The sequence below is a fragment of the Pseudomonas sp. GX19020 genome (genome assembly GCF_023371075.1).
Lineage (GTDB): Bacteria > Pseudomonadota > Alphaproteobacteria > Rhodobacterales > Rhodobacteraceae > Pseudogemmobacter.
This window is the reverse complement of record NZ_JAMCCR010000002.1, coordinates 193,466-217,156: the sequence shown is the minus strand read 5'-3', so window position 1 is coordinate 217,156 and position 23,691 is coordinate 193,466. Positions and strand designations below refer to the sequence as shown.

General features: G+C 63.9%; 22 protein-coding genes and 2 pseudogenes. 7 read left to right on the top strand and 17 right to left on the bottom strand.

The features are described from left to right. From M3484_RS23600 to M3484_RS05665, 9 genes and pseudogenes are all read right to left on the bottom strand, one after another. A complete protein-coding gene (locus tag M3484_RS23600; protein ID WP_283258325.1) occupies positions 1-123 on the bottom strand; it encodes a hypothetical protein in 123 nt (40 codons plus the stop codon). Between the two features lie 95 nt (positions 124-218). Then, positions 219-317 (bottom strand): annotated as a pseudogene (locus M3484_RS23945) (hypothetical protein); the annotation flags it as partial. Positions 318-502: 185 nt separating this feature from the next. Next, positions 503-826 carry an ABC transporter permease family protein gene (locus M3484_RS05695; RefSeq protein ID WP_249496109.1) on the bottom strand — a complete coding sequence of 108 codons (324 nt, stop codon included), beginning with the start codon at positions 824-826 and terminating at the stop codon, positions 503-505. Between the two features lie 451 nt (positions 827-1,277). Continuing rightward, positions 1,278-1,511 (bottom strand): hypothetical protein, encoded by a 234-nt coding sequence (locus M3484_RS05690; protein ID WP_249496108.1) that lies wholly within the window; start codon positions 1,509-1,511, stop codon positions 1,278-1,280. 192 nt (positions 1,512-1,703) lie between these two features. Next, positions 1,704-2,636 carry an ROK family protein gene (locus M3484_RS05685; protein ID WP_249496107.1) on the bottom strand — a complete coding sequence of 311 codons (933 nt, stop codon included), beginning with the start codon at positions 2,634-2,636 and terminating at the stop codon, positions 1,704-1,706. After that, the gene (locus M3484_RS05680) at positions 2,633-3,781 is read right to left on the bottom strand and encodes an N-acetylglucosamine-6-phosphate deacetylase (RefSeq protein ID WP_249496345.1); all 1,149 of its coding nucleotides are present in this window, start codon (positions 3,779-3,781) and stop codon (positions 2,633-2,635) included. The genes M3484_RS05685 and M3484_RS05680 overlap by 4 nt, the downstream gene beginning before the upstream one ends. Before the next feature lie 2 nt (positions 3,782-3,783). After that, a complete protein-coding gene (locus M3484_RS05675) occupies positions 3,784-4,902 on the bottom strand; it encodes a D-TA family PLP-dependent enzyme (protein WP_249496106.1) in 1,119 nt (372 codons plus the stop codon). Next, on the bottom strand, positions 4,902-5,414 hold the full coding sequence (locus M3484_RS05670) for an MlrC C-terminal domain-containing protein (protein WP_283258324.1): 513 nt from the start codon (positions 5,412-5,414) through the stop codon (positions 4,902-4,904). The genes M3484_RS05675 and M3484_RS05670 overlap by 1 nt, the downstream gene beginning before the upstream one ends. 12 nt (positions 5,415-5,426) lie before the next feature. Continuing rightward, positions 5,427-5,672: pseudogene (locus tag M3484_RS05665) on the bottom strand (M81 family metallopeptidase); the annotation flags it as partial. 229 nt (positions 5,673-5,901) lie between these two features. On the opposite strand from M3484_RS05665, the gene M3484_RS05660 reads away from it, so the two are divergent. Continuing rightward, positions 5,902-6,057, top strand: coding sequence for a hypothetical protein (locus M3484_RS05660; RefSeq protein ID WP_249496103.1), 156 nt, complete (start codon positions 5,902-5,904; stop codon positions 6,055-6,057). A gap of 178 nt (positions 6,058-6,235) precedes the next feature. After that, positions 6,236-6,421 carry a hypothetical protein gene (locus tag M3484_RS05655; RefSeq protein WP_249496102.1) on the top strand — a complete coding sequence of 62 codons (186 nt, stop codon included), beginning with the start codon at positions 6,236-6,238 and terminating at the stop codon, positions 6,419-6,421. A 160-nt stretch (positions 6,422-6,581) separates the two neighbouring features. Here M3484_RS05655 and M3484_RS05650 read toward each other — a convergent pair whose 3' ends face one another. From M3484_RS05650 to M3484_RS05620, 7 genes are all read right to left on the bottom strand, one after another. After that, positions 6,582-6,914 carry a hypothetical protein gene (locus tag M3484_RS05650; protein ID WP_249496101.1) on the bottom strand — a complete coding sequence of 111 codons (333 nt, stop codon included), beginning with the start codon at positions 6,912-6,914 and terminating at the stop codon, positions 6,582-6,584. Between the two features lie 353 nt (positions 6,915-7,267). Then, positions 7,268-8,608: a sugar ABC transporter substrate-binding protein gene (locus M3484_RS05645; protein WP_249496100.1), complete on the bottom strand. Its 1,341-nt coding sequence runs from the start codon at positions 8,606-8,608 to the stop codon at positions 7,268-7,270. Positions 8,609-8,672: 64 nt separating this feature from the next. Then, positions 8,673-10,016: a sugar ABC transporter substrate-binding protein gene (locus tag M3484_RS05640; RefSeq protein WP_249496099.1), complete on the bottom strand. Its 1,344-nt coding sequence runs from the start codon at positions 10,014-10,016 to the stop codon at positions 8,673-8,675. 109 nt (positions 10,017-10,125) lie between these two features. Beyond that, positions 10,126-11,463: a sugar ABC transporter substrate-binding protein gene (locus M3484_RS05635; RefSeq protein ID WP_092900532.1), complete on the bottom strand. Its 1,338-nt coding sequence runs from the start codon at positions 11,461-11,463 to the stop codon at positions 10,126-10,128. A 32-nt stretch (positions 11,464-11,495) separates the two neighbouring features. Continuing rightward, positions 11,496-12,899: an NtaA/DmoA family FMN-dependent monooxygenase gene (locus tag M3484_RS05630; protein ID WP_249496098.1), complete on the bottom strand. Its 1,404-nt coding sequence runs from the start codon at positions 12,897-12,899 to the stop codon at positions 11,496-11,498. Positions 12,900-12,910: 11 nt separating this feature from the next. Continuing rightward, complete coding sequence (locus tag M3484_RS05625; protein ID WP_092900535.1) at positions 12,911-13,909, bottom strand: ABC transporter permease; 999 nt, start codon at positions 13,907-13,909, stop codon at positions 12,911-12,913. Then, entirely contained in the window at positions 13,906-15,597 is a 1,692-nt protein-coding gene (locus M3484_RS05620) for a sugar ABC transporter ATP-binding protein (protein ID WP_249496097.1), read from the bottom strand. Before M3484_RS05620 ends, M3484_RS05625 begins: the two co-directional genes overlap by 4 nt. Before the next feature lie 503 nt (positions 15,598-16,100). Between M3484_RS05620 and M3484_RS05615 the strand changes: the two genes are divergently transcribed. From M3484_RS05615 to M3484_RS05595, 5 genes are read left to right on the top strand one after another with little or no spacing between them, the layout of a single operon-like run. Next, entirely contained in the window at positions 16,101-17,441 is a 1,341-nt protein-coding gene (locus M3484_RS05615) for a sugar ABC transporter substrate-binding protein (RefSeq protein ID WP_249496096.1), read from the top strand. Between the two features lie 21 nt (positions 17,442-17,462). After that, the gene (locus M3484_RS05610) at positions 17,463-18,872 is read left to right on the top strand and encodes an FAD/NAD(P)-binding protein (protein WP_249496095.1); all 1,410 of its coding nucleotides are present in this window, start codon (positions 17,463-17,465) and stop codon (positions 18,870-18,872) included. Then, the gene (locus M3484_RS05605; RefSeq protein WP_249496094.1) at positions 18,859-20,124 is read left to right on the top strand and encodes an acyl-CoA dehydrogenase family protein; all 1,266 of its coding nucleotides are present in this window, start codon (positions 18,859-18,861) and stop codon (positions 20,122-20,124) included. Before M3484_RS05610 ends, M3484_RS05605 begins: the two co-directional genes overlap by 14 nt. Before the next feature lie 12 nt (positions 20,125-20,136). Continuing rightward, a complete protein-coding gene (locus tag M3484_RS05600) occupies positions 20,137-20,994 on the top strand; it encodes an oxidoreductase (protein WP_249496093.1) in 858 nt (285 codons plus the stop codon). Beyond that, positions 20,991-22,343 (top strand): LLM class flavin-dependent oxidoreductase, encoded by a 1,353-nt coding sequence (locus tag M3484_RS05595; protein ID WP_249496092.1) that lies wholly within the window; start codon positions 20,991-20,993, stop codon positions 22,341-22,343. Before M3484_RS05600 ends, M3484_RS05595 begins: the two co-directional genes overlap by 4 nt. Positions 22,344-22,375: 32 nt before the next feature. On the opposite strand, the gene M3484_RS05590 is transcribed toward M3484_RS05595, so the two are convergent. Continuing rightward, positions 22,376-23,680 carry a FliI/YscN family ATPase gene (locus M3484_RS05590; protein WP_249496091.1) on the bottom strand — a complete coding sequence of 435 codons (1,305 nt, stop codon included), beginning with the start codon at positions 23,678-23,680 and terminating at the stop codon, positions 22,376-22,378. Positions 23,681-23,691: the final 11 nt, after the last annotated feature.

Below are 23,691 nucleotides of genomic sequence, written 5' to 3'. Positions count from 1 at the left end.
TCAGCCCTTGATCGTTCCGGATGAGAGGCGGCGTTCCAGCGCCTCGCCTGCCGCGTCAAACAGATTGCGTTCGGCGGCACTGAACCCGATGGTGACCGCCTGATAGCCGGGCAGGAAATTCATCTGCAGATTGCCGATGCCCCCCCCGACGAATGTGTTTTGCGGCTTGTGATACAGGTCCTGCGGCGCACCGGCCCGGGCGATTTGGCGCCAATCTGTTTATGCAGCCGGGTGAGTTCAATCCGCATATCGGCGCGCAGGGCGGCATCAGAATTCGAGAGCGGCGCGTCAAAGAGGAAGATTTCGGCGCCTTCGACGGAATAAGGCGTGATGTCCTGATAGGCCGTCAGCGCGGCGAGGACTTCGGGACTGTCTAGGGTGATGCTGCCATCGGCGTCGATGATCTGGTCGTTATTGGTACAGGCTCAGTGCAGGACCTGGTGGACGGGAGTGTCAAAGGTCCTGGCGGGCGGGGCGGTGGTGCAGGCCAGCACTGCGCCGATCACGCTTTTCCGAAAGAGGTCGGACACGTCACATACTCCCGGTTGTGAAGGGTATTTTTTACCGCCCCGGCGGTCAGCCCGCCGACAAGGTATCTTTGCAGGACGAAGATGATGATCATGGCTGGGGCGATGCCCAGGAAAGCGGTGGCCATCAACTCGTTCCAGAGCACATCCTGCTTGCCGAAAAAGGCATAAAGGCCAATCGGCAGAGGCATGTATTCGGTTCTGGAATTGAAGGTCAGCGCGAAGGTGAATTGCTTGTCCATCGACAAATCCAGCACACCTGCCTCAGGGGTATCGAGGCGCGAGACCGGCAGGGCCACGCCTTTGGTTCCAAAGGCTGCGCAACGGCGGACCTGGTAGTCGAAGATATCACCATCGGAAACGAAGGCTTTCTCCGACCCGTTCCAGCCCGACGGTTTTTATAGAACATATCCACATCGTTGACGCCATAAATGCGCGGGCCATTTTCCGGGATAAAGGTCTTCCTGCCTCCGAAAGACGCCACCCGCTCGGGCCACGCCCGGATCAGCCCGTTGTAAAGGTCGAGATCATGGCAGCATTTCTCCTGGCGCCGCCAGTCGCGCATGAAAAGCGCGCCGTGGCAGCAGGGGTAGATATGTTCGGCCGCCTCGACCGAGACGATATCGCCCAGAGGGCCGGCGTCACGCGCCGCCAGAGGTCGCGGTGCGACGGCGCGTAGCGCACACGGGGGCGACCGAGGGGTTCTCAGGCCAGTATCGCACCAGCAGATGCGCCAGCGCATAAGTGTCCTCAGGTGATGAGATGATGGGCTTTTCCGAGAAGACCTGCCCCCGCTTCCAGCCCCAGCCGGATATGGTCAAGGTGGAAATGATCGGGCGAGCTGATCATCGGCAGATCGAAACCGCCGGCCTTTACCAGCGCTTCGGGGCTTTCATGCGAGATGTCGGCGGGGATGCCATGTCCGGTCAGGGTCGCCGCCCCGGCCCTGGATCTCGAAATCCGGGTCCATTTCGCGGAATACATGGGCAAGATAGCCGAGACAAAAAGCCGGGGCCGATAATCGCACCTCGTATAATTCACTCCCTGGGGGGATTACCTGTCAGTAACCTGGAGGGATCGCATGATGATCCCCAATGATTTTTCGATGGCGCTGACCGATGCGCGCAAATCCGGCGGAACATCACTCCGCCGGGCAAGCGGCAAATATGGGGTGGGTCAGCCGTCGCGCTTCCGGTTCAGGCCAAGCACTGCTGCGCCGACAAGGCCGGGCTCGATCGGGCATTGTGCCTGGACGATCAGCGGGCGGGAAAGCCGTTGCAGGATCCGTCCCCGAACCGCTTTATCCAGCGCGTCGATCAGCGGATGCGCATTCGACAGGCCCCCGCCCACCGCGATCACCCCGGCCCCGAGCATGTTCTGCACCATGGCGAGCGGGCCAGAGAGCAGGTCGAGCCAGATCGCGATGGTGCGCGAGGCTGCGGGCTCCTCGGCCTGCCAGGCGGCAATGATGTCCTCTGCGGCAAGTGCCGCGCCGCCAAGGGCAAGATGCAGCTTTTCCATCCCGCGCGCCGAACAGATCGCGTCAAGGCAGCCGGTCTGGCCGCAGCCGCAGGGAAAGGCCGGAAGCACGGTATCGCCGACAATGCTCTGGGCGACAGGGCCATGGCCCCATTCGCCGGTAAAGCCGCCGCCTGATCCGCCGCCCGATGCGGAACTGTCATTGATCAGCCGGCCCCGGACCACGATGCCGCCACCGACCCCGGTGCCGAGGATGATGCCGAACACGACCGCATGGCCGCGCCCGGCGCCGATGGTGGCTTCGGCCAGCGCAAAGCAATCGGCATCATTGCCCAGAACCACCGGCAGGCCGAGCGCCGCCTCAAGGTCAGAGCGCAGGCGCCGTCCGCTCAGGCAGGGGATATTCGCCACGGTCGCGATGCCGGTTTCCGGGTCGATCACCCCGGCGATGGAAAAGGCGAGACAGTCGGGCCGCTCGGGTGCCGCGTCGATGGCGGCCTGCAAAACGGTGGTGAAGGCGGTGAAATCCAGGGCCGGTGTCGGAACGCGGATCGTTGGCCTGATGTCGTCGGGGCCAAAGGCTTCGGCGATCTTTATCGTGGTGCCGCCGATGTCAAAGCACAGGATCACGACCGCGCCTCCTGTGCGGCAATCCCGCCAGAGGGGACGCCCGCAATCCAACAGCCGAGGACCTGCAGCGCATCGTCCAGGCAGATCAGATCCGCCCATGCGCCGGGTCGCAGATGCCCGCGATCCGTCAGGCCAAGCGCCGCCGCTGGTGCTGCTGCGCCCAGCCGCAGTGCCGCGCCCATGTCCAGGCCCAGCCGCAGATGGCAGTACCGCACCGCATCTGCGAGCGCGATATCAGCACCGGCCAGGGTGCCGTCTGCGAGGGTCAGCCTTCCCCCGGCACGGAAAATCTCACGGTCGTTCAGCATGAAGCCGGTCAGATCGCTCCCGACGGTCGACATCGCGTCTGACACGAGAAACACCTCCCCGGGCTTTGCCCGCAGCGCGACCTGCATCGCGGCATCGGCGATATGAAAGCCGTCTGCGATCAGCCCGGCATGAAGGTCGGGCGCCGTCAGCGCGGCGCCGACCAGCCCAGGGGCGCGGTGGCCGAGCTGGCTCATGGCGTTGAAGAGATGGGTGACCATGCGGGCGCCCGCCGCGATATAGTCGCGCGCGGTGTCATAATCACAATCGCTGTGGCCGAGGCTCACCGTTACCCCGGCTGCGACAAGCGCGCGTACCTGATCCGGCGTGACCGATTCCGGCGCCAGCGTCACGATCAGATGCCGCAGCCGGCCCGCGGCAGCGAGGATCATGCCGAGGTCCTGATCCTGCATCACCCGGATCAGCGCGGGGTCATGAGTGCCTTTGCGGGCCAGCGACAGATGCGGGCCTTCGAGATGCAGCCCGAGGAAGCCAGGCACGCATGCCGCTTCCGCCGCCGCGACCGCGCGGTCGGTGATATCGGGGCGGTCGGTGATCAGCGTCACCATCACAGCCGTGGTGCCAAGTTGCGCATGCGCGGCGCAGATCGTTGCGATCCCCCCTGGCGTGGGGTCATTATTGAATAGCACCCCGCCACCGCCATTGACCTGAAGGTCGATATAGCCGGGCGCGATCAGACCGGGCAGACGCGGCCCAGGGGGGGCCGCACCCGACGGGCGGATCGCGGTGATCCGGCCCGCGTCAAAGCTGATCGCCGCATCCTGGTGCCAGGTCTCGCCATCGAAGATCTGGCCTGCGTGAAGGGTTCCGTTGCCCATGCTCACCAGACTGTGCCCCGCGCGGCCAGAGGCTCGACCCGCGTGACCACGCCATTCTTGTGGAACACCATCCGGTCAAAGAGGTTCGAGACCACACAGGTATGGTTCGGCACCACCCGCACCAGATCGCCAACCTGCGGCAGGGGGCTGGTACAGGCGCTCAGATCGACCACGGCATGTTCCTCGGAAAGGCTGGTGATCCTGGCGCCCGCGAGGCCCTCGATCTCGCCGTAATCCGTAAAGCCCAGCAGATCAGAGGTCAGCGTCTTCGATCCGCAATCGAGAACCGCACGCACAGGCGTCGGGCGGGAGACCACCGTCGCCAGCACATGCATCGCCAGATCCTCCGGCCCGCACGCGCCCGCCCGCACCATCGAGCGGTCATTATAGACGTAAGTGCCGGCGCGATGCTCGCTCGCCGAAGGCACCAGATGCGCTTTCCACAGATCGGGCGAGCCGCCATTCGTGCGCATCGGACAGGGAAGGCCCGCCTGCGCCAGCAGCGCCATGGTCTCTTGCAGGAAGGCCTCGACCCGCGCGGCGCCGCCAGGGCCGGGATAAGTCATCAGACCGCCGAAATTCAGGCCCGGTGCGGCGGCGATCAGCTGCGCCAGGGCGAAGGCATCGGCGGCGCTCTGCACGCCGCAGCGCCCGCCGCCGGTATCGCATTCGACCAGAACGGTGAGCGGTTTTTCTGCCGGGAAGGCTGCCGCCAGCCCCGCCACCGTCACCGCCGAATCCGCCGTTACCGCCAGCCACGTCACACGGGCGTTCAGCGCGAGCAGCCGCGCGACCCGCACCGGCCCGAGGATGTTATAGGTGATCAGGATATCGTCGAATCCGGCATCGGCAAAAGCTTCGGCCTCGGTCAGCTTCTGACAATTGATGCCCACAGCCCCGGCCGTGATCTGCTGACGGGCCACGGCGGCGATCTTATGGGTTTTGATATGGGGGCGGAAACTCAGCCCATGCGCCGCCATATAGTCCTGCGCCCGCGCGATGTTGGCGGCGAGCCGGTCCTCGTCGATCACCGGCAGCGGTGTTGCCACATCTGCCAGCGGCGTGCCGGCTTCGGGCCAGGGAAAACCTGGAATGGGAAGGCCGGGTGGGGGAAAGCTCATCACATCTCTCCGAAAGGGTCATCCATGCGCGGCCAGATATCCGCCCGGACCAGCCGGTAGGGAATGGGTGCCGGAATATTCGGATAGGGCTTCCCGGCGCTGCAATAAAGCATTTCCGAGGCGATAGGCGCAAAAGCTGCACAGAAATGGTTGGTTGATCTGATCACGACGATATTTTGCGCCACCGGATCGATCCCGAACGCGGTGAAAAGTGAAGGGTCATAGCTTTGCACCCGCAGGGTCTTGAGGAGGACCGCGATCCCGGTCGTCTCGCCCGCACGGTCGAGAGGCGCAATCCGCGCCGCCGGACCGACAAGCGTGATGTTCTCGCCGAACCGCATTTCGACCTCCGCATTCAGACGGATGACCCGAATCAGCGCGTCGCAGGGCTCGCCGGTCTCTGGCGCCAAATCGCAGGGGCTTCCCGGCGCCCTCGCCGGCGACTGCACAAAGCTGCGCCGCAACCGGGGCCCACAGCGCGCCAATGGCCACGGCGCGCGCCTCAGTCTCATTGATCTGCGGCATCATATGCTTGCCGCGATTGCGAGAAGCGCGCGCCCGAGTTGCTTGGTCAGGATGCGCCAGAGACCCTCGGCGCAGTCGATGAAATCGGTATGGGGGAATTCCTTGAAGACGGTGAAGAAATCCGGTGCGGTGACGCGTTTTGCAGTCAGATGGTTGTGGAGGGGCATCTCGGCGCCATGCAGCCCCAGCACCACCGCATCCACCGGCAACGCGCGCTGCAGCCGGGCAAGCATTTCGTCCCTTAGTTCTTCACAGGCCCCTCATGCGATCAACCCCGCCGGATCGGGCCCGACCGGGATCGGTGCGGTGCAGGGCGTCGGGGTCACCGGATGCCGGCCCGGGGGGCATAAAGCGCCCCCTCGAAACCTTTGCGGTCGATCACGATGGGTGAGAATATGTTGGTTTCCGTGGCCAGCGCCGCCGTGAAGATCCGCGCGGATCCTGCTGGACGAGCCGCTGAACAAAACCGTCGTGATGGCACTGCATGACATCAATTTCGCCTCGGCCCATTCCGACCGGTTTATCGCGATGAAGGCCGGGCGCGTGATCCGCGAAGGCAGCGCGGCCGAGATCGTTCTGCCCCTTTCTCCTTTGTCCTGGCCTCAGAACCGCACCTTGGCGGCCAGCTGACCGAACGGCCCACCTCGTAAAGCGGGGTGATCGGGTTGAAATCCTGGCCATCGATGGCGCGGTCGCCACAGGTCCTGTCGCAAAGGTTGTTGACCCCGGCCCGGTTCACCAGGCCCTCGACCGCAGGCGGCTGATCATCGGTGAAGAGGTTCGGTACTGCATAGCCCGCGACGGCTTAATGGCCGTGGCATCTCTGTGGCCACTGGCCTTTGCCGCCCTGATCGAGCCGCCAAAGGTCAAGGCACTGCCCTCTGGCATGTGCCGCGCCTCGATGGCCAGCACGCCCCCGAGAGGGGTTCCAGGATCGACCGCGCGCCAGCTGTCGGTGCCGGCGCCGTTTACTTTGATCCTGCTTTGCGAGTAGCGCGCAGATAGCCGCGCTCCCGGCCATTCATGATCACGCGGTCGCGGGCAGCGACGATCTTTGACAGGAGGATCTCGCCACCGAGGCTGCGATTACCGGTCTCATAGTCATAACCAGCGCGAAACTTTTCGACCGCGAAGCGTCAGCGCATCGGCCCGCATCACAGACGATCGAGGCACAGCCGCTTAACCCCGAGAAATCGCCCTTCCGGCCCGAGATGCGATAAAACTCTGGTCATCTCAGAGAAGCCCGAAAGAGCTCGACAGACCCTCGACCGGTTCACGCCGCGCTTGGGCATAAAGGTCAACATTTCTGGCTCTTTCGGCCGCCGGGCGGAGGTCAGATCGCCAAAGGTGCTGTCCTCGTCGTAACAGTCGATGCCGGCGGTGATCGTATTGGCATCCGACAGGTGGTAGCAGTATTCTGCCCGCGTCGGCAAGGTCAGGTGCTGCGTGCAATGGCGGCGCAAGGGCTGCGGCGCGTCATCATCCATGCGCTGTCCGCACAGCTTGAACCGGTGACCTTCGGGGGGCTCATAGGCCAGTTTTACTTGTGCCGAGGTCACAGCGGTGGCGCTGCCTTCGACCTTGGTGCCGGGGCCGGTTGATACGAACGATCCCGTGATGTCGCGTCGCGATCAGGTGCGGCGTGTTCAGCGCCCGCGCCGCACCTGTTCTCCACATGCTCGACCGTGACAATGCCAATCCGCGCAAGCGCGGCTGTCTCGCGAAAGGTCGGTTTGCGCAACACCCGGACCCGGTTCGGGCACCGAGGGAAGATGGCTATGTTCCGGGCGGTGAAGCAAGCTGTTCACCGCCCGGCACGAGGGTTGGAGAAAGACAGCGCTCAGGTTGATTTATGCGGCGAAGGGCCGTCGAATTTGATTTTATAGTGATCGGCATATTCCGCGCGCAGCTGATCCCATTCGCCATTGTCGCGCGCCGCAAGATAGGGTGCCGGGTATTCCCAGCCCGCGGGGCGGTCGACCCCGGCCCAGGCCTTGTCGACATCCAGCGGGAAAACCTCGGCCTGGGGGTCCCAGTCGTCGGGATGCAGGACCTTGGAAATCTTGCGGTAATCAAAGGGATCAAGGCCGTTCGTATCGACATAGCGTTCGATATAGCCTTCGACATTCTCCGCCGTGACCGTCAGCGAGCGCCAGTTGAGCAGCCGCTCGGACGCGCGCGGCACCCAGCCGTGGCTGACATCATAGATGCGGCCGGTCAGGATCGCCGCCGCATAGGCGGGGCTGTTCCCCGAAGTCGCCAGCTGTTTGCCGTCGCGGATCGCCTGGGCGCCAAGGCTGGTGCCATCGGCGCCGACCACGAGGATATCCTCGCCCGGGCGCAGACCGGCGGCCTGGATCGCCGCAATCGCGCCCTGTGCCACATCGTCATTCTGCGCCACGACGCCTTTCAGTCCGGGATGGCGGGTCAGCAGATCTTCGGTGGCCTTCAGCGAATCTTCGCGGTTCCATTTGCCCGGCAGCGTGTCGACCAGCCTTGTCTTCGGGAAATCGCGGAACGCGTCGTCCCGCCCGCGCGAGCGTTGCAGATCGGTCAGATTGCCATTGGTGCCGGTCACGCCGACGATATCACCGCCGCCGAACTTTTCCGTCACAGCCGCCAGCAGTTTCGCGGTCACCGCGCGATGGGCCTCGAATTCTTCGGGCACGGTGTAAAGCGTCCAGTAATCCGAGGCTTCGAACGGGGTGAACCAGGGCAGGCTGTCCCAGACATTGGCGACCCAGACCTTGTTTTGCTCGGCCAGCCGGCTGACGCCCCGGATGGTGCCACCATCGGCCAGGTTGAAGATCCCGGCCTGCACACCCGAGGTCACCTGTTGTTCGAACTGATTGAACTGGCGTTCGCCGTCGAACTGACTGTCGAGCCCGGTATACGAGAAATCCAGCGCTTTGGTTGCAGATTCAAAGGCGCCATTCAGGATCTGGTTATATTCATTCGACATGAAAGCCGAGATGAAGGCCAGTTTACCATTCCCCGAGGCCAGCGCGACATTCGGCATTCCTGCCGCCGCCGCAAAGGCCGAGGCTGCGGCCCCGGCCGATGCCATCGCGAGGAAATCGCGCCGCGATACGCCATGGGTGTCGAGGCGCTCCATATGACGCCCGACGGCTTTCGGGTTATCAAGATCGCGCATCCAGCGCGGCAGGGTGATTTTGCCCATTTCCATATCCTTTTGTTCTGTTCTGCCGGGGCTGCGTATTGCCCGCAGCCCGGGCTGCGTCGGCTCAGGCCGGTTTGTTCGGCGAAGGCCCGTCGAATTTGATCTTATTACGGGCGGCGTAATCCTCGCGGACCGCGTCGAACTCGCCCTGCGCCTTTGCCTCGGCGAGAGCCGCGGGAAGGGTCCAGCCTTCGGGGCGCTGATAGCCTTTCCAGATCTCTTCGGTCTCGGCGGGGTAGACATAGGCCTGGGGATCCCAGTCATCGGGGTTCAGGACGCGCGAGAATTTGCGGAAATCAAAGGGATCAACGCCGTTATTGTCGACATAGCGTTCGACATAGGCATCGACATTGTCCTTCGTCACCACGGTCGGTTTCCAGAACAGCTGACGTTCTGCCGCGCGCGGTTTCCAGCCATTCGCCACATCATAAAGCCAGCTGGTCAGGAAGGCGCCGGTGAAGACCGGGCTGTTGCCGCTGGTCGAGGTCTGGAGCCCTTCCTGGATCGCCTTTGCCCCCAGCGAGGTGCCATCCGCCCCGCCGACGAAGAAATCCTCGCCCGGCCTGAGCCCGGCATTCCTGAGCGCGGTCAGCGCCCCCTGGGCCTCGTCATCGTTCTGCGCGACGATACCCCTCAGATTGCCGTTGCGGGTCAGGAGATCCTCGGTCGCACGCAAGGATTCCTCGCGCAGCCATTTGCCGGGCAGCTCGTCGGTCTGACGGATATTCGGGAATTCCTCCAGCGCGAGATTGCGGCCCGCATTGCGCGAGATCTCGCACCAGTTGCCGGGGGTGCCGGTCAGCGCCGCAACCTCGCCCTCGCCGAATTTGTCGGTCACGGCCTGATAGACGGCGCGGGCGACGCCGCGATGGGCCTCGTCCTCATGCGGGTTCAGATAGACGGTGAAATAGTCGCCGACATCAAAGGGGGTAAACCAGGGCACGCTGTCCCAGATCGCGGCGAAAAAGGTCTGGTTGTCTTCGGCAAACTGCCCGGCGCGGCGCAGTGCCGATCCGTCGAGGATGTTAAAGAACCCGCCGATCGCCTGTTCGGTGCCAAGCTGTTCAAACTGCGACAATTGCCGCCCGGAATCGATCTGGCCATCGAAAAAGCTGTAATTCAGTCCAAGCGCAGATGCCGCCTTTTCAGCGCCGAGGCTGACGAGCTGATTATATTCGGTGCTGGCGCTCCAGGCCAGATAGGCCACCTTATTCGAGCCCGAGGCCACCGCGACATTGGGCATCCCAAGTGCTGCCGCCGCCGCGCTGGCCGCAACACCTGCCGAGGCGAGCGACAGGAAATCGCGCCGCGACACGCCGCTGGTATCCAGCCGCTCCATATGGCGATCGATGATCTTTTTCTGCGTGAAGTCGGGCAGATGCCGGGGGTTAAAGCCTTTGCGGACCATGATGGCCTCCGTGAGGGTGCAACCGGCCGCATCGCGCCGCGACCAGCGGGCGAAGGGCCTGGAAAAAGCGGGGCGGGGGGACCCGGCCCGTTACGGGCCGGGATGGAGGTCAGGCCTTGTTCGGCGAAGGCCCGTCATATTTGATTTTGTAGTGATCGGCATATTCCGCCGCGACCGCAGCGCTTTCGCCATTCTCACGCGCGGCAACATAGGCGGCGGGGTATTCATAGCCCTGGGGCTTGTCGATCCCGGCGAAGTTATTGTCGATATCCAGCGGATAGACCTCGTTCTGCGGATCCCAGTCTTCCGGGTGCAGCACTTTCGACATGCGTTTGTAATCGAACGGTTCGACATCGCCATTATCGACATAGCGTTCGATCCAGCCGTCGATATTCGACTGATCCAGCGTCAGCGTGTTCCAGTTCAGCTGCCGTTCCGGTGCGCGCGGCACCCAGCCGTTCAGCACGTCATAGATCCGCGTGGTGAAAAGCGCGGCAGCGAATGCCCCGGTATTCCCCTTGGTTGCCAGCATCTCGCCGTTCTTGACCGCCTTCGACCCGAGCCCGGTGCCCGAGGTGCCGACGATCAGCACATCCTCGCCCGGGCGCAGGCCGGCGGCCTTCAGCGCCGCGATGGAGCCAAGCGCGATATCGTCGTCCTGGGTCACGATGCCGACCACATTCGGGTTGCGGGTCAGCAGATCTTCGGTTGCCTTCAGCGCGTCCTCGCGGTTCCACAGGCCCGGAAGCTCATCGACCAGTTTCGTCTTCGGGAATTTCTCGAAAGCCTGGTCGCGGCCGCGGTTCCGTTGCAGTTCCAGAAGGCTGCCTTTCGATCCGGTGACGCCGATGATGTCGCCGCCGCCGAATTTCTCGGTGACTTCGGCCAGCAGCACTTCGGTGATTTCGCGATGCGCAGTGACCTCTTCCGAGACCGCGAAGAGGGTGTAGTATTCATCGGCGTCAAAGGGGGTGAACCAGGGCAGGCTGTCCCAGACATTGGCGACATAGATCTTGTTTTGCGAGGCGACACGCGAGATCCCCCGGATCGCGCTGCCATCTGCCAGGTTGAAGATCACGCCATTGGTGCTGGCCGCGACCTGGCTTTCAAACTGGTTATATTGCTTTTCGCCATCCAGCGAGCTGTCGAAGGAGCTGTAATTCAGCCCCAGAACCTCACCTGCCTTTTTCGCGGTGCGGTCAAAGGTGACGTTCCATTCATTGATCAGAAAGCCGGTGAGATAGGCGAATTTGCCGTTTTCCGAGGCAATCGCGGTGGCGGGCAGGCCGAGATAGGCCGCCCCTGCCGCCGCCGCAGCACTTGCCGAGGCAAAGGACAGGAAGTCGCGCCGCGACACGCCGCTGGTGTCGAGCCGCTCCATATGGGCGTCGATCACTTTGCGGTTGGTAAAGTCGGGCATCCGACGGGCGAGGTCTTTGAAGTTCATCTTGATAGGGCCTTGGCTCAGGTTGGTAAGGGTTATTTTGCCGGAACGGTCGCGGCTTTTGCGACCGGCGCGTTGGCTTGCGCAAAGGCGCCGCGATAGCGCGATGCCGGGTGACGGGTGTTGACGCGGGCGCCCTCGCCGAGGATTTTCTCGCGATAGGTGCCGGGGGCGTAGTCGCGCTGCGCGAGGCCGCGTTTTTGCAGCACTGGCACCACATGTTCGGCGAATTCCAGGAACGACGCCGGCAGGCGGTGATAGCTGACATTGACGCCGTCGATCCCGGCCTCCTGCCAGACTTCCAGCGCATCGGCGATGCTTTCCGGTGTGCCGGTGATATTGCCGGCCTTCGCATAGACCTGGCCCAGATCGCGCACTTTCGGGACCACGCCGGGGTTTGAATCCTCAAACGCGCGGACCACACCCTGAACGCCCTCGATCTCGAGCTCTTTCACCGGGCGTTCCGGGTCGAGAACGCCAAGGTCAATGCCCAGATCGCGCGAGAGATGCGCGAGATAGCCGTCGAGGCTGACATCCTCACTGATGTCGCGGGCTTTCCGCGCCGCTTCTTCCTCGGTCGAGCCGATGATGAAGCTCATGCCCTGGATATATTTCAGATCGCCGACCTTGCGCCCGGCCTCGATCAGATAGCGGTTGGTTTCCTCGATCTGGCGGCGGGCACCTTCGGGTTTTTGCGCGACGATGTAGGTGCCCTCGGCGTTCCTTGCAGCAAAGGCGCGACCGGCGGTGGAAGATCCGGCCTGGAACAACAGCGGCACCCGCTGCGGTGAGGGCTGCGACAGATGCGGGCCCAGCACCTTGTAGCGCTTGCCCTCATGATGGATGCGGTGGATTTTGGCCGGATCGGCGTAGCGGTTGCCTTTTTTATCGGCCAGCACCGCGCCCTCGTCCCAGGACCCTTCCCAGAGCTTATAGACCACGTCGATATATTCATCGGCCCAGGCGTAGCGCTCGTCATGTTTGACGATGCGGTCAAAGCCGAAATTCTGCGCCGCGTTATGGCTGACCGATGTCACCAGGTTCCAGCCGATCCGCCCTTTCGAGAGATGATCCAGGGTCGAGATCTTGCGGGCGAAGTTGAACGGATGTTCCTGAAGGATCGACGAGGTCAGCGTGAGGCCCAGCTGATCCGTCGCGCCGATCAGCGCGGCAATCAGCGCGCCGGAATCGTTGATCGGGATCTGGACGGCCTCTTCGATATAGGTCTCCCACCCGCCTTTATAGGCCGGGTCGACCCCGATGATATCGGCGGAAAAGAGGGCGTCGAATTTGGCGGCCTCCAGCGCTTTTGCCAGCGTGGTCCAGGTGTTCAGATCGTTGAATTCGGTTTGCAGCGTATCGTCACGGCGCCAGAGGCCGTGATGGATATGCGAGACGGAGTTCATCACAAATCCGTTGAGGATCAGACGTTTGGTCATGAGCGTATGCCTTATTTGATGACCTGATCAGCGCCGGATTTGCGGCTGACCAGCACGGCGGCGATGACGACAAGGCCTTTGATGATCATCTGCAGGAACTGCGAGACGCCCATCAGGTTGAGGCCATTGTCGAGGATCGCGATGATGAGAACGCCGATCAGCGTGCGGTGAACGCCGCCAACCCCACCGGCCAGAGAGGTGCCGCCCACCACGATTGCGGCCAGGCTGTTCAGCAAAAGATCCGAGCCAAGCGATGGCCCCGCCGCGCCGAGGCGCGCGACCGCCAGGATGGCACCAAAGCCCGCAAGCAGCCCCGACAGCGCGAAGGCGTAAAGCTTATACCGCTCCACCGGGACGCCGGCGGTGCGCGCGACCTGCTCGCCGCCGCCGATCAGATACATATAGCGGCCAAAGCGGGTACGGGTCCCGATGACGACCAGCACCACCCAGGCGAGGATCGCCCAGAGCGCGATATTCGGCAGGCGCGGGATCCATTGGCCGATCGAGATATCTTCCAGCCCCGGGGCGTTGAACTGGATGGCGCGGCCATCAAGCAGTGTCAGCGCGATGCCGGAAAAGACCGAGAGCGTGCCGAGGGTGACGATGAAGGAGGGGATCTTGCCGCGGGTATAGATCAGCCCGTTCACCAGCCCGAGGCCCGCGCCGACAAGGGCGGCAAAGGGGATCACCAGCCAGCCGATGCTGAACGCGTTCAGCACCGAGACCGAGACCGCACCGACCAGCAGCACAATCGCGCCGACAGAAAGGTCAATCGACCCCATCAGCACGATGAACGTCGCGCCAAGGCAGACGATCAGCAGCGTCGCCGCCTGGCCGCTGACGGCCGAGAAATTGCGCAAAGTAGCGAAACTGTCGGTCGCAAAGCTGAAGAAGACGAACAGCGCCAGCACGACCCCGATGGGGAACCAGAGCGAGGTCTCGACCTTTGCAAAAAGGCCGGTGAGGGGGGACAGGAAGGTGCGGCCTTCCGGATGCGGGGCGGTGGTCATTCTGCGGCTTCCAGCTGTGTTTCAGGTGCGGCGGTTTGGGCGCCAGGGGCAGGGTTGGCCACGGGCTGCGCCCGGGGCGCGGCCTGGCCGGGGTCGCTCAGCATCAGGCCGACAAGGGTCTGTTCCGAGGGTTTGTCATCCGCCGGCGCGGCCACCTCGGCCACAACGCCGCCATGTTGCAGGATCAGGATGCGGTTCGAGAGGCCAATGAGTTCAAGGAGTTCATCGGTGATCAGGATGATCGCGACGCCCTGATCGGTCAGGTCGCGCAGCACGCGGTAAATTTCCTGTTTCGCGCCCGCATCGACACCGCGCGTCGGGTTGTCGAGGATCAGCACATCGGGTTTGCGCTCCAGCCAGCGGGCCAGCACCACCTTTTGCTGATTGCCGCCCGAGAGCCGCGACATGGCAAGATCTGGTGTGGCCGAACGGATCGCCAGCGCGTCGATATGGGCGCGGACGGCGCGGCGTTCCTTCCGGCCGCGCCAGATTCCGAAGCGGTTCGAAAACAGATCGCCGCCGCTGCCGGTTGAGAAATTCCAGGCAGTGGGGAAAGAGGGGATGATGCCCTCGGCAAGGCGTTCCGCCGGGATATAGCCAAGCCCCTCGCGCGTGACGCGGCCGATATCGGGGCGCCGGAGCGGGCCATTCCCGATCGCGACCTGACCGGCAAGCGGCCGGATCACACCGGCAATCGCCTTCCCGAGCCGCGACTTGCCGGAATCGAGCAGCCCGCCAATGCCAAGGATCTCGCCCGGCCGGATCTCAAGATTGATCTCTGGCCCATCGGCCAGGACGCGCAGCCCCTCGGCCCGCAAGGCGGGCGTCACCGGCAGCGTGGTCTGCTGGCGGTTCTCATAATAGTAGTCGGTGGCGCGTTCACGCCCGACCATGAAACCATGCAGCCGGTGCTCGTCGGTTTCCGCGGGCGTTACCCGGGTGACCATCTCGCCGTCTTTCAGCACATAGATCACATCCGAGATGTCCAGCACCTCGGTCAGCCGGTGCGAGACGAAGAGGAGCGAGCCATATTGGCGGATTTTGCGCACCAGCCCGAAAAAGCTCTCTTCGTCGCGCCGGTCGAGCGCCGAAGTCGGCTCGTCCAGCAAGACCAGAGGTTCTGTGACCCCGCGCAGAAGTTTCGGCGTCAGGCAGGCTCGGGCGATCTCGATGGATTGCCGGGTCGAGAAATCATAGTCACCGGTCTTGCGACGGACATCGACATCCAGCCCCGCCTCCTGAACGATTTCCCGTGCGGCGCGGATCATCGCATCGCGGTCAACCCATTGGCCAAACCTGGTAAAACGCGCCTCTTCACCCAAAAGCAGGTTTTCATAGACCGGCACATTCTGGACGAGGGATTGTTCCTGAAAGACGCGGGTGATGCCCTGCGCTACCGCCGCGCGATGGCTGGGCGGACTAAAGGGCGCACCGGCGAGATGCAGCGTGCCGTGATCGGGCGCAGTCAGGCCCGAAAGGATGTTGAATATGGTCGATTTCCCGGCGCCATTCTCTCCGACCAGCGTCACCACCGATCGGCGCGGCACGTCAAAAGAGACGTCCGAGATCACCTGCACGGGGCCATAGGATTTCGAAAGGTTGCGCACCTCCAGCAGGTTGTCGCCAGTTTGTGCCGCGTCCCCCGGCCTCTGCGCCGGGATGGAGTTCCATTCTGATCTGAATGACATTTCGCTGTTCCGGGATGGATGCAACAAGCCTCTCTTTGCCCGGGGACAAAAAGTCTGGCTCGCCACCGGCTACGGACCTCCGCAGCCTCATTCCGGTGAATATAGGCAAGTCAGAGAGTAAGTGTTTCCAAACATTCCCCGCTTGCGGCGATGCAGCATTCTTAAATCACGATTCTTACAGGCGATATTTTCTCCGTCTCACCTGTCAGGTGCATTTTCTGAAATCACAGGTCGATTCTGAGAGATTATTGCCCGCAGATCCGAGGGGTGACGCCAGGACAATTCCTGCCGGGGCAGAATATTTTTCGTCTTAAGTGGCCCCGCGCAGATCATATCTTCTGTTGAGCGCATTCCTTCCAATTCGACCCGGCTAATTGGCAGGAATTTCCCGGATCTGTACCGAGAATGATAAAGATCTGACTGCGCCCTCTGTGTCATCTGTTCTGGCGCCAGGCCCTGACGCTGAGCGTTGCGGGATGCCGGCATCAGATGCGGAGATATCCATGAAATTCCTGAAACAGGCCGGCGGATGGTTTTCCCCCGATGGTTCTGCGGCGGTTGACGCTCACCTTGACCGGCTCGACACGAAAGGCGTGTCGCGGCGCGATCTGCTGGCGCTCGGGTCGGCGGGGCTGGCGGCGACCGCTTTTGCCGGGATCAGCGGTCTGCCGAATGTGGCGCTTGCATCGGCGGATGGCAAACTGGCCTATCTGGCCTGGACCAGCCGGGTCGAATTCATGATCCAGGCGAGCCGCGCAACCGAAGCCGCCACCCGTGAGTTTGGCTTTTCCTATAGCTATCTCGATGGTCAGATGAGCAGCCAGACCCAGCTGGACCAGGCTGAACAGCAGCTGGGCCTTGGCGTGAATGCGATCATCCTGCATGCGCCCGATGGCAGTGCAGTGCGGCGGATTGCGGAATATTCGGCGCAGAACAAGACCTATTTCTCGAATGTATGGGCCACCTTACCCTGGCTGACCCCCTTCGATGTCAGCGATTACTACACGCTTTATGCGGTGCCCGAAGAGTTCACGGCCCATGGCGCGGTGACGCGGATCCTGCTTGACGAGGTGACGAAGCGCTTTGGCGGCGGCAAGATCATCGGCGTGACCGGAGTGCCCGGCTTCTCGACCGATACGGTGCGCAGCCGTGGTCGGGATGCGGCCTTTGCCGATTTCCCCAAAACCACGCTTGCCGACCAGCTGCCGGGCCTTTTTAACCGCGAGGATTCGCTCAAGGCTGCCCAGGATCTGCTGACCCGCCACCCCGATATAAGGGGCGTGGTGGCGCAAAATGACGATGTGGCGATGGGGGTGATCGCGGCGCTGCGCGCGGCCGGACTGGTGCCGGGCGAGGATGTGCTGGTGGTTGCCGCCGATGGCACGGCCGAGGGGCTGCTGGCGGTCAAAAGCGGGCAGTTGTTGGCCACTTCGGCCAATTCTCCGGCCTATCAGGCAGGCCTTTTCACCTCGCGGCTTTATGACGTTCTGAATGGCTGGCAACCGCGTGCCTCTGAACGGATGCAAAACTGGAAATCGCTGATCGTTACGGCGGAGAACGTCGACGGCTATATCGCGCGCCATGTCGATAATGGCGATGTTTTGCCCTTTGATTATCGCCGCATGTCGAAAGTTCTTCACCCGGATGACTGGGATCCCCAGGCACAGGTGACGCCGCTTGATATTGACCATGAATGGAACGGGTTTGAGAAGCCCCCGGGCTGGGATTATCCGGCGCCTTATAAAGCCGCCAAAGAGAATGGCGAATGGGAGGCGGTGACGGCGGAATATGCCGAACATTACCGGATCCCGTTCGAGGGACCTTCGCCTTTCGCGAAATCCTGATCATGGCTGATGATTTCAACCATGACTAACCAGGCGACAAGGGCCGTACTCGTGATCGGCGACGGGCTTTCCGGGGCGCTCGTGGCGGCGGCTCTGCTACGCCAGGGCGCCGCCGTGATCCTGATCGGCGAGAATGGCCGGCCGGGGCAGGGCACTGCCTATACCGCTGGTGCAGATATCCACCAGGCCAATGGCCCGGCCTCGGCGCTCAGCGCTGACCCTGCGGACCCGGACCATTTCAGCCGCTGGCTGGAGGAGCGCTATGCCGGTGGCCCGATCCCCGGGGGCGGGCCTCAGGCGCGGGCGGCGGATGTCTTTGTGCCGCGCTGGCTTTACGGGCATTATGCCGCTTCGATCCTGGAGGCGGCAGCCCGGAATGGTGGCCTGACCTGCATCACGGCTGAGGTCACCGACCTTGCGCCGAAAGCGGGCGGGTTCAGCGCCAGCCTGGCGGATGGGCGCGAGATTGCAGGCAGCCATGCCGTGCTGGCAACCGGGCTGCATTTTTCGCGCCCCGATGCAGGTCAGGCAGTGGGCAGCGCGATTGCCCCCTGGGACATCGCGCGGATGCGCGCGCTGCGGCCGGGGGCCGAAGTTGCGATCATCGGTTCGGGGCTGAGCATGGTCGATGCGGTGGCCTCGCTGGCCGAGGCAGGCCATCACGGTCATATCACGGTGTTTTCGCGCCATGGCCGCCGGCCAGAGCCGCGTCGGCTGGCGCCGGAATGGCCGGATTATCTTGCCGACCTGCCTGACCGCATCACCATCCGCGCCCTTTTCGCACTGGTGGTCCGGGAATGCCGGCTGGCGCAGGCCTCGGGGGGCGACTGGCAATCGCCGCTTGATCTGGTGCGGGCCCATATCGGGCGCTGGTGGCGGGCTTCGGACCCAGGAGAGAAACGTCGCTTTCAGCGCCATGTTCGCAGCCTGTGGGAGGTCAACCATCACCGCGCCCCGCCCATCGGTCATGCCCATGTCATTGCGGCGGCGCGCGAAGGGCGGCTGCATCAGGTCGCCTCGACCGTGCAGGGGATCAAGGAGGGCCGGGGCGTGACGATCCGCCACCGTTTGCGCGGTGGCCAGGCGGTGACGGCTTCGCGCTTCGATGCGGTGATCCTCTCTGCCGGGGTGGAATATGACTGGCGGCGGATCGAACGCCCGCTGGTTCAGAACCTGCTGGAGCGCGGGCTGGTGCGACCCGGCCCCTTGTCGCTGGGGATCGACGCGGCGCCTGATGGGCGGGTGACCGACCGGGATGGGCGGTGCTCGCTTCGGCTCTTTTCCCTTGGCCCCCCTTTGCGCGGGCTGTGGTGGGAGAGCACCGCCATCCCCGACATCGCAAGGCAAGCCGTGGAAATTGCAGAAATTATAGGGTCGGAACGGGATGCCGTCTCCGACCAGACGAAGGAGAAAGTGAATGAGCCAGATTGACCAGCTTTGGGGCGCCCCCCCTGCCGCGCAGACGGATCCTGGCAGCCGGTATGAGGAGGTCGCGTCTGGTTTTCGTCCGATCCTGGCCGCGATTACCGATGCATTTGGCCGGCGTGAGCGCGAGCACAGCCTGCCGCTGGAACAGATCGCGGCGTTGAAGCAAAGCGGCTTTACCGCAACGCGGCTGCCGGTTGCAGAAGGCGGCAAGGGCCTCAGCTTTCCGGAATTCCTGAACCTGATCATCGAGCTGGCCGAGGCGGATTCGAACATCGCCCAGGCGCTCCGGGTACATTTCGGCTTTGTCGAGGATGTGCTGAACCAGCGCGATGCGGCGCGGCGCGCGCTCTGGGCCCCGCGCCTGGCGGCGGGCGATCTGGTCGGTGTCGGCTTTACCGAGATCGGCGAGGCAAAGACCGACCGTTTTTCGACCCGGCTCAGCCAGACGGCTGACGGGCTGCGGCTGACCGGCAGGAAGTTCTACACCACCGGCACGCTTTACGCCGACTGGATCGACGTTTCCGCCAGTGATGATCAGGGCGAGACCGTCTTTGCCTTTGTGCCCCGCACCGCGCCGGGCGTGACCGTTCTGGATGACTGGGACGGGTTCGGCCAGCGGCTTTCGGCCTCGGGCACCAGCATTTACGAGAATGTCGAAGTCGCGCCCGGGAACCTCTGGCAAGGGGCCGAACGGCTGCGCTATTCGACTGCCTATTATCAGCTCTACCATCTCGCGACGCTGGTTGGGATCGGGCGGGCGCTGGTGCGTGACACAGTGACGGAGCTTGGGTTGCGGCGGCGCACCTTCAGCCACGCGAATGCGGCGCTGCCCCGCCATGATGCGCAGGTTCTGGCGGTGCTGGGCAAGCTTCGCGCCCAGGTCTATGCCGCTCAGGCGATCACGCTGAAAGCGGCAGAGGCGGTCGGGCGCGCCTTCGCCACCCGGTTTGCCGGCGACGAGGCAGCAGAGGAGGCCGCCAATATCGTGGCCGAACTGGAATCGGCCCAGGCGCAATCGGTGGTGATCGATCTGATCCTGGCGGCGACGACCTCGCTTTTTGACGCGCTGTCGGCCTCGGCCACGCGCAGCGGGCTGGGGCTCGACCGGCATTGGCGCAATGCCCGCACTCTCGCCTCGCATAATCCGCGTATCTACAAGGACCGGATCATTGGCGACTGGGCGGTGAACGGCACGGTGCCGCCGCCGCAATGGATCGCCGCGATACACCCGGATGCCAAACCGGCGGTGGCATAAGGGAGCAAGATCATGACATTAAGGGATAACTCTGTCTGGTTCATCACCGGTGCCTCCACCGGCTTCGGGGCGATCTTTGCCCGCCAGGCGCTGGAGGCCGGGCATCGTGTGGTCGCGACCGCGCGCGACATCCGCGCGCTGGACCCGCTGGTCGCGCGGTTTGGCAATCGCGTGCTGCCGCTTGCGCTGGATGTGACGGATGACCGCGCGCGCGAGGCGGCGATCAGCGCCGCCGAGGCACGGTTCGGGGCGATTGATATCCTCGTGAACAATGCGGGATTTGGCTATCTCGCGGCCCAGGAGGAAGGCCAGGACGCCGAAATCCGCCAGCTTTTCGAGGTGAATGTCTTTGCCCTTGCGGCGCTGACGCGACTGATTCTGCCAGGTCAGCGGGCGCGCGGCTATGGCCATATCGTCAATATCAGCTCGGTCGCCGGTCTCGCGGCGAAGCCTGGCGTCGGCTATTATGCGGCGACGAAATTCGCGGTCGAAGCGCTGTCAGAGGCGCTGTCGGAAGAGGTGGCCGAGTTCGGGATCCGGGTGCTTCTGGTCGAGCCGGGGCCGTTCCGCACCGATTTCGCCGGTCGTTCGATCCTCGCGGCACCGCAGATTGACGCCTATCGCGGGCGCATCGCGCATCAGCGTCCGGCCTCGATCCGGGCCAGAGCGGGCCAGGAAGACGGAGATCCCGAACGCGCGGTGCAACTGGTGCTGGCGCAGCTCGCGCGCGATGATGCACCGCTGCGGCTGGCGCTTGGCGCCGTCGCGGTCGATCGCGCATTGGAAAAGCTGGAGCCGCTGGTGGCGGAGCTGAAAGCGCAGCGCGCCCTTTCCATCGCCGCCGACCACAAACCGGAGGGCGGCGCATGAGCCGCAAGCTGCGCCTTGGTGCGTTTTTGCCCGGCGGTGGTCAGCATGTCGCGGCATGGCGCCATCCGGATCAGCCGCTGGACGGCGCGGTCAGCCTCGCCTTTCACCAGGAGCTCGCGGCCCTCGCCGAACGCGGGCTGTTCGACGCTTATTTCCTTGCGGATACGCTTTCCGCCGAGATTGGTGGGCGTGAGGGCGGCAGTGCAAAGGCCGCCGGTTTCGAGCCGCTGACCCTGTTTGCGGCGCTTTCGGTCACCACGAAACATATCGGGTTCATCGCCACCGCCTCGACCAGCTACGAGGAGCCCTATCATGTCGCGCGCCGTTTCGCTTCACTGGATATGATTTCGGGCGGGCGCGCGGCCTGGAATGTGGTGACCTCGCATGGGGACGGGCCGGCGCGGAACTTCGGTCTTGCGGCACAATATGGCCATGACGCGCGCTATGCCCGGGCGGCCGAGCATCTCGATGTGGTCAGACAGCTTTGGGACAGCTGGGATGATGATGCCTTCCTGCGGGACCGGACCACGGGGGTCTATTTCGACCCGGCAAAGGTGCGGCCGATCCGGCATGAGGGCAAATATTTCCGCGTCGAAGGCCCGCTGAATGCGCCGCGCCCGCCGCAGGGGCATCCGGTGATCGTCCAGGCTGGTCAATCCGAGACGGGCCGCGATTTTGCCGCCGCCTCGGCCGAGGTGATCTTTACCACCCAGCAGGATCTGGCTTCGGCCCAGGCATTTTATGCCGATGTGAAGGGGCGGGCGGCGGCATTTGGCCGGTCGTCGGATGAGATCCTGATCATGCCGGGCCTCGCCCCTTTTATCGGGGCGACAAAGGCCGAGGCCCAGGCGAAATATGACGCGTTGAACGCGCTGATCCTGCCGGAAGAGGGCATCGGGCTTCTGAACGCGCTGACCGGCGGCACGCTGGATCTGGCGGGCTATCCGCTGGACGGGCCGCTGCCCGAGGCGCCTGTGACCGAGGGGATGAAGAGCCGTCAGCAGCTTTTGCGCCGTATCGCGGATGAGACCGGTTTCTCGATCCGCGAGCTTTACGCCTGGGTTGCCACCGCGCGCGGCCATCTGACGCTGATCGGCACGCCGGTCGAGATCGCCGATCTGATGGAGGAATGGCTTATCGGCAAGGGCGCAGACGGGTTCAACATCCTGCCCCCCTGGCTGCCGGGCGGGCTTGAGGATTTCGTGACGCTTGTCATCCCCGAATTGCAACGGCGCGGTATCTTCCGCCGCGAATATGAGGGGCGGACCCTGCGCGAAAATCTCGGGCTGAAACGACCCGCGAACCGCTGGGCTACGGTCGGATCAGATCAGGGTCTGGCGGCGGAGTAAGCCGGTGCCGGGGCGCCTGTCGTCCCGGTCCCTCACGCTTTCAGGTGGATCTGCAACCGCTCGAAGCTCGCCTTATTGCCGCCGGGGGGCGCGGATTCTGCCAGAAAGCCATCAAGGCCCGGCCAGAGCCGGATCGCGCGGTCGATCTGCGGGTCGCTTCCGGCGACATAAAGCCCGGCATGGATCATCATCTCGGCCTGATCATAGATGGATAAGAGCCTGCGCGCCTCGGTGATCACGTCGTTCTCTGCATCGGTTGCGGCACCGGGCAGGCTGCGCGAGACCGAGCGCAAGAGATCCACCGCCGGATAGCGGCCACGCTCGGCAATCTCGCGGCTGAGCACGACATGGCCGTCCACCGTGCCGCGAATGATATCGGCAATCGGCTCTTCCATATCCGAGCCGGCGACCAGAACCGAAAACACTGCCGTAATATCGCCGGGCCCGTCGCTGCCCGGCCCCGCCCGTTCGCATAAAGACATCAGCGCATGGGCGGTCGAGGGCGGATAGCCCCGCAGCGAGGCCACCTCGCCCGAGGCCAGCGCGACCTCGCGATGCGCTTCGGCAAAGCGGGTGACAGAATCGACCAGCAGCAGCACATGTTTGCCAAGGTCGCGGAAATACTCGGCCACCGTCATGGCCGAGAGGAGGCAGCGTTTGCGCATCAGTGGTGACTGATCCGAGGTTGCGGTGACGACGACCGCGCGCGCCATGCCATCCGGCCCCAGCACCTTATCGGTGAATTCCCTGAGTTCGCGCCCGCGTTCCCCCACCAGGGCGATCACCGCCACATCCGCCTGCACCCCGCGCGCGAACCGCGCCAGCAGCGATGATTTTCCGACGCCGGAGCCCGCAAAAAGCCCGATCCGCTGCCCCCGGACCAGCGGCAGCAGCGTGTCGAACACCGCGACCCCGGTCGCGAGCCGCGCGCCGAAACCGCGCCGATGCGCGGGGTCGGGCGGGGTTGCGACCATCGGGCGCCGTTCCGGCCCCGCCAGCAGGGGGCGTCCGTCAAGCGGTCGACCCAGCGGGTCGACGATCCGGCCCAGCCAGGAGGAATCGGGCGCAAGTTCGGCCTTTCCGACCAGCTCGACCCGGCTGCCGATCCCGAGACCGCCGGTCTCGCCCTCGGGCAGGATCAGGGCGCCTGTTTCCGAGACACTGATCACTTCGCCGCCGAGTTGCCCCGCGCCTGCAAGCACGCGGTCGCCGGGCGAGGCACCGTGTAAGCCTCTGACAATAAGGCTTCCCATCGAGTTTCCGGTGATACGGCCCACCTCTCGCACGGCAGAGAGAGCGGCGATTTCTGCGCGAAGCGCGTCAAATTCGAATGCCATCCGGCGCCTCC

Bases quoted from the DNA above. Each gene is read 5' to 3' on its own strand.
- M3484_RS05680 (WP_249496345.1), bottom strand. From the start codon at position 3,781: ATGGGCAACGGAACCCTTCACGCAGGCCAGATCTTCGATGGCGAGACC.
- M3484_RS05670 (WP_283258324.1), bottom strand. From the start codon at position 5,414: ATGAGACTGAGGCGCGCGCCGTGGCCATTGGCGCGCTGTGGGCCCCGG.
- M3484_RS05640 (WP_249496099.1), bottom strand. From the start codon at position 10,016: ATGGTCCGCAAAGGCTTTAACCCCCGGCATCTGCCCGACTTCACGCAG.
- M3484_RS05615 (WP_249496096.1), top strand. From the start codon at position 16,101: ATGAAATTCCTGAAACAGGCCGGCGGATGGTTTTCCCCCGATGGTTCT.
- M3484_RS05645 (WP_249496100.1), bottom strand. From the start codon at position 8,608: ATGGGCAAAATCACCCTGCCGCGCTGGATGCGCGATCTTGATAACCCG.
- M3484_RS23600 (WP_283258325.1), bottom strand. From the start codon at position 123: ATGAATTTCCTGCCCGGCTATCAGGCGGTCACCATCGGGTTCAGTGCC.
- M3484_RS05630 (WP_249496098.1), bottom strand. From the start codon at position 12,899: ATGACCAAACGTCTGATCCTCAACGGATTTGTGATGAACTCCGTCTCG.
- M3484_RS05600 (WP_249496093.1), top strand. From the start codon at position 20,137: ATGACATTAAGGGATAACTCTGTCTGGTTCATCACCGGTGCCTCCACC.
- M3484_RS05620 (WP_249496097.1), bottom strand. From the start codon at position 15,597: ATGTCATTCAGATCAGAATGGAACTCCATCCCGGCGCAGAGGCCGGGG.
- M3484_RS05675 (WP_249496106.1), bottom strand. From the start codon at position 4,902: ATGAGCTTTCCCCCACCCGGCCTTCCCATTCCAGGTTTTCCCTGGCCC.
- M3484_RS05635 (WP_092900532.1), bottom strand. From the start codon at position 11,463: ATGAACTTCAAAGACCTCGCCCGTCGGATGCCCGACTTTACCAACCGC.
- M3484_RS05605 (WP_249496094.1), top strand. From the start codon at position 18,859: ATGAGCCAGATTGACCAGCTTTGGGGCGCCCCCCCTGCCGCGCAGACG.
- M3484_RS05650 (WP_249496101.1), bottom strand. From the start codon at position 6,914: ATGGATGATGACGCGCCGCAGCCCTTGCGCCGCCATTGCACGCAGCAC.
- M3484_RS05690 (WP_249496108.1), bottom strand. From the start codon at position 1,511: ATGTATTCCGCGAAATGGACCCGGATTTCGAGATCCAGGGCCGGGGCG.
- M3484_RS05610 (WP_249496095.1), top strand. From the start codon at position 17,463: ATGACTAACCAGGCGACAAGGGCCGTACTCGTGATCGGCGACGGGCTT.
- M3484_RS05590 (WP_249496091.1), bottom strand. From the start codon at position 23,680: ATGGCATTCGAATTTGACGCGCTTCGCGCAGAAATCGCCGCTCTCTCT.
- M3484_RS05625 (WP_092900535.1), bottom strand. From the start codon at position 13,909: ATGACCACCGCCCCGCATCCGGAAGGCCGCACCTTCCTGTCCCCCCTC.
- M3484_RS05655 (WP_249496102.1), top strand. From the start codon at position 6,236: ATGGCCGTGGCATCTCTGTGGCCACTGGCCTTTGCCGCCCTGATCGAG.
- M3484_RS05660 (WP_249496103.1), top strand. From the start codon at position 5,902: ATGGCACTGCATGACATCAATTTCGCCTCGGCCCATTCCGACCGGTTT.
- M3484_RS05595 (WP_249496092.1), top strand. From the start codon at position 20,991: ATGAGCCGCAAGCTGCGCCTTGGTGCGTTTTTGCCCGGCGGTGGTCAG.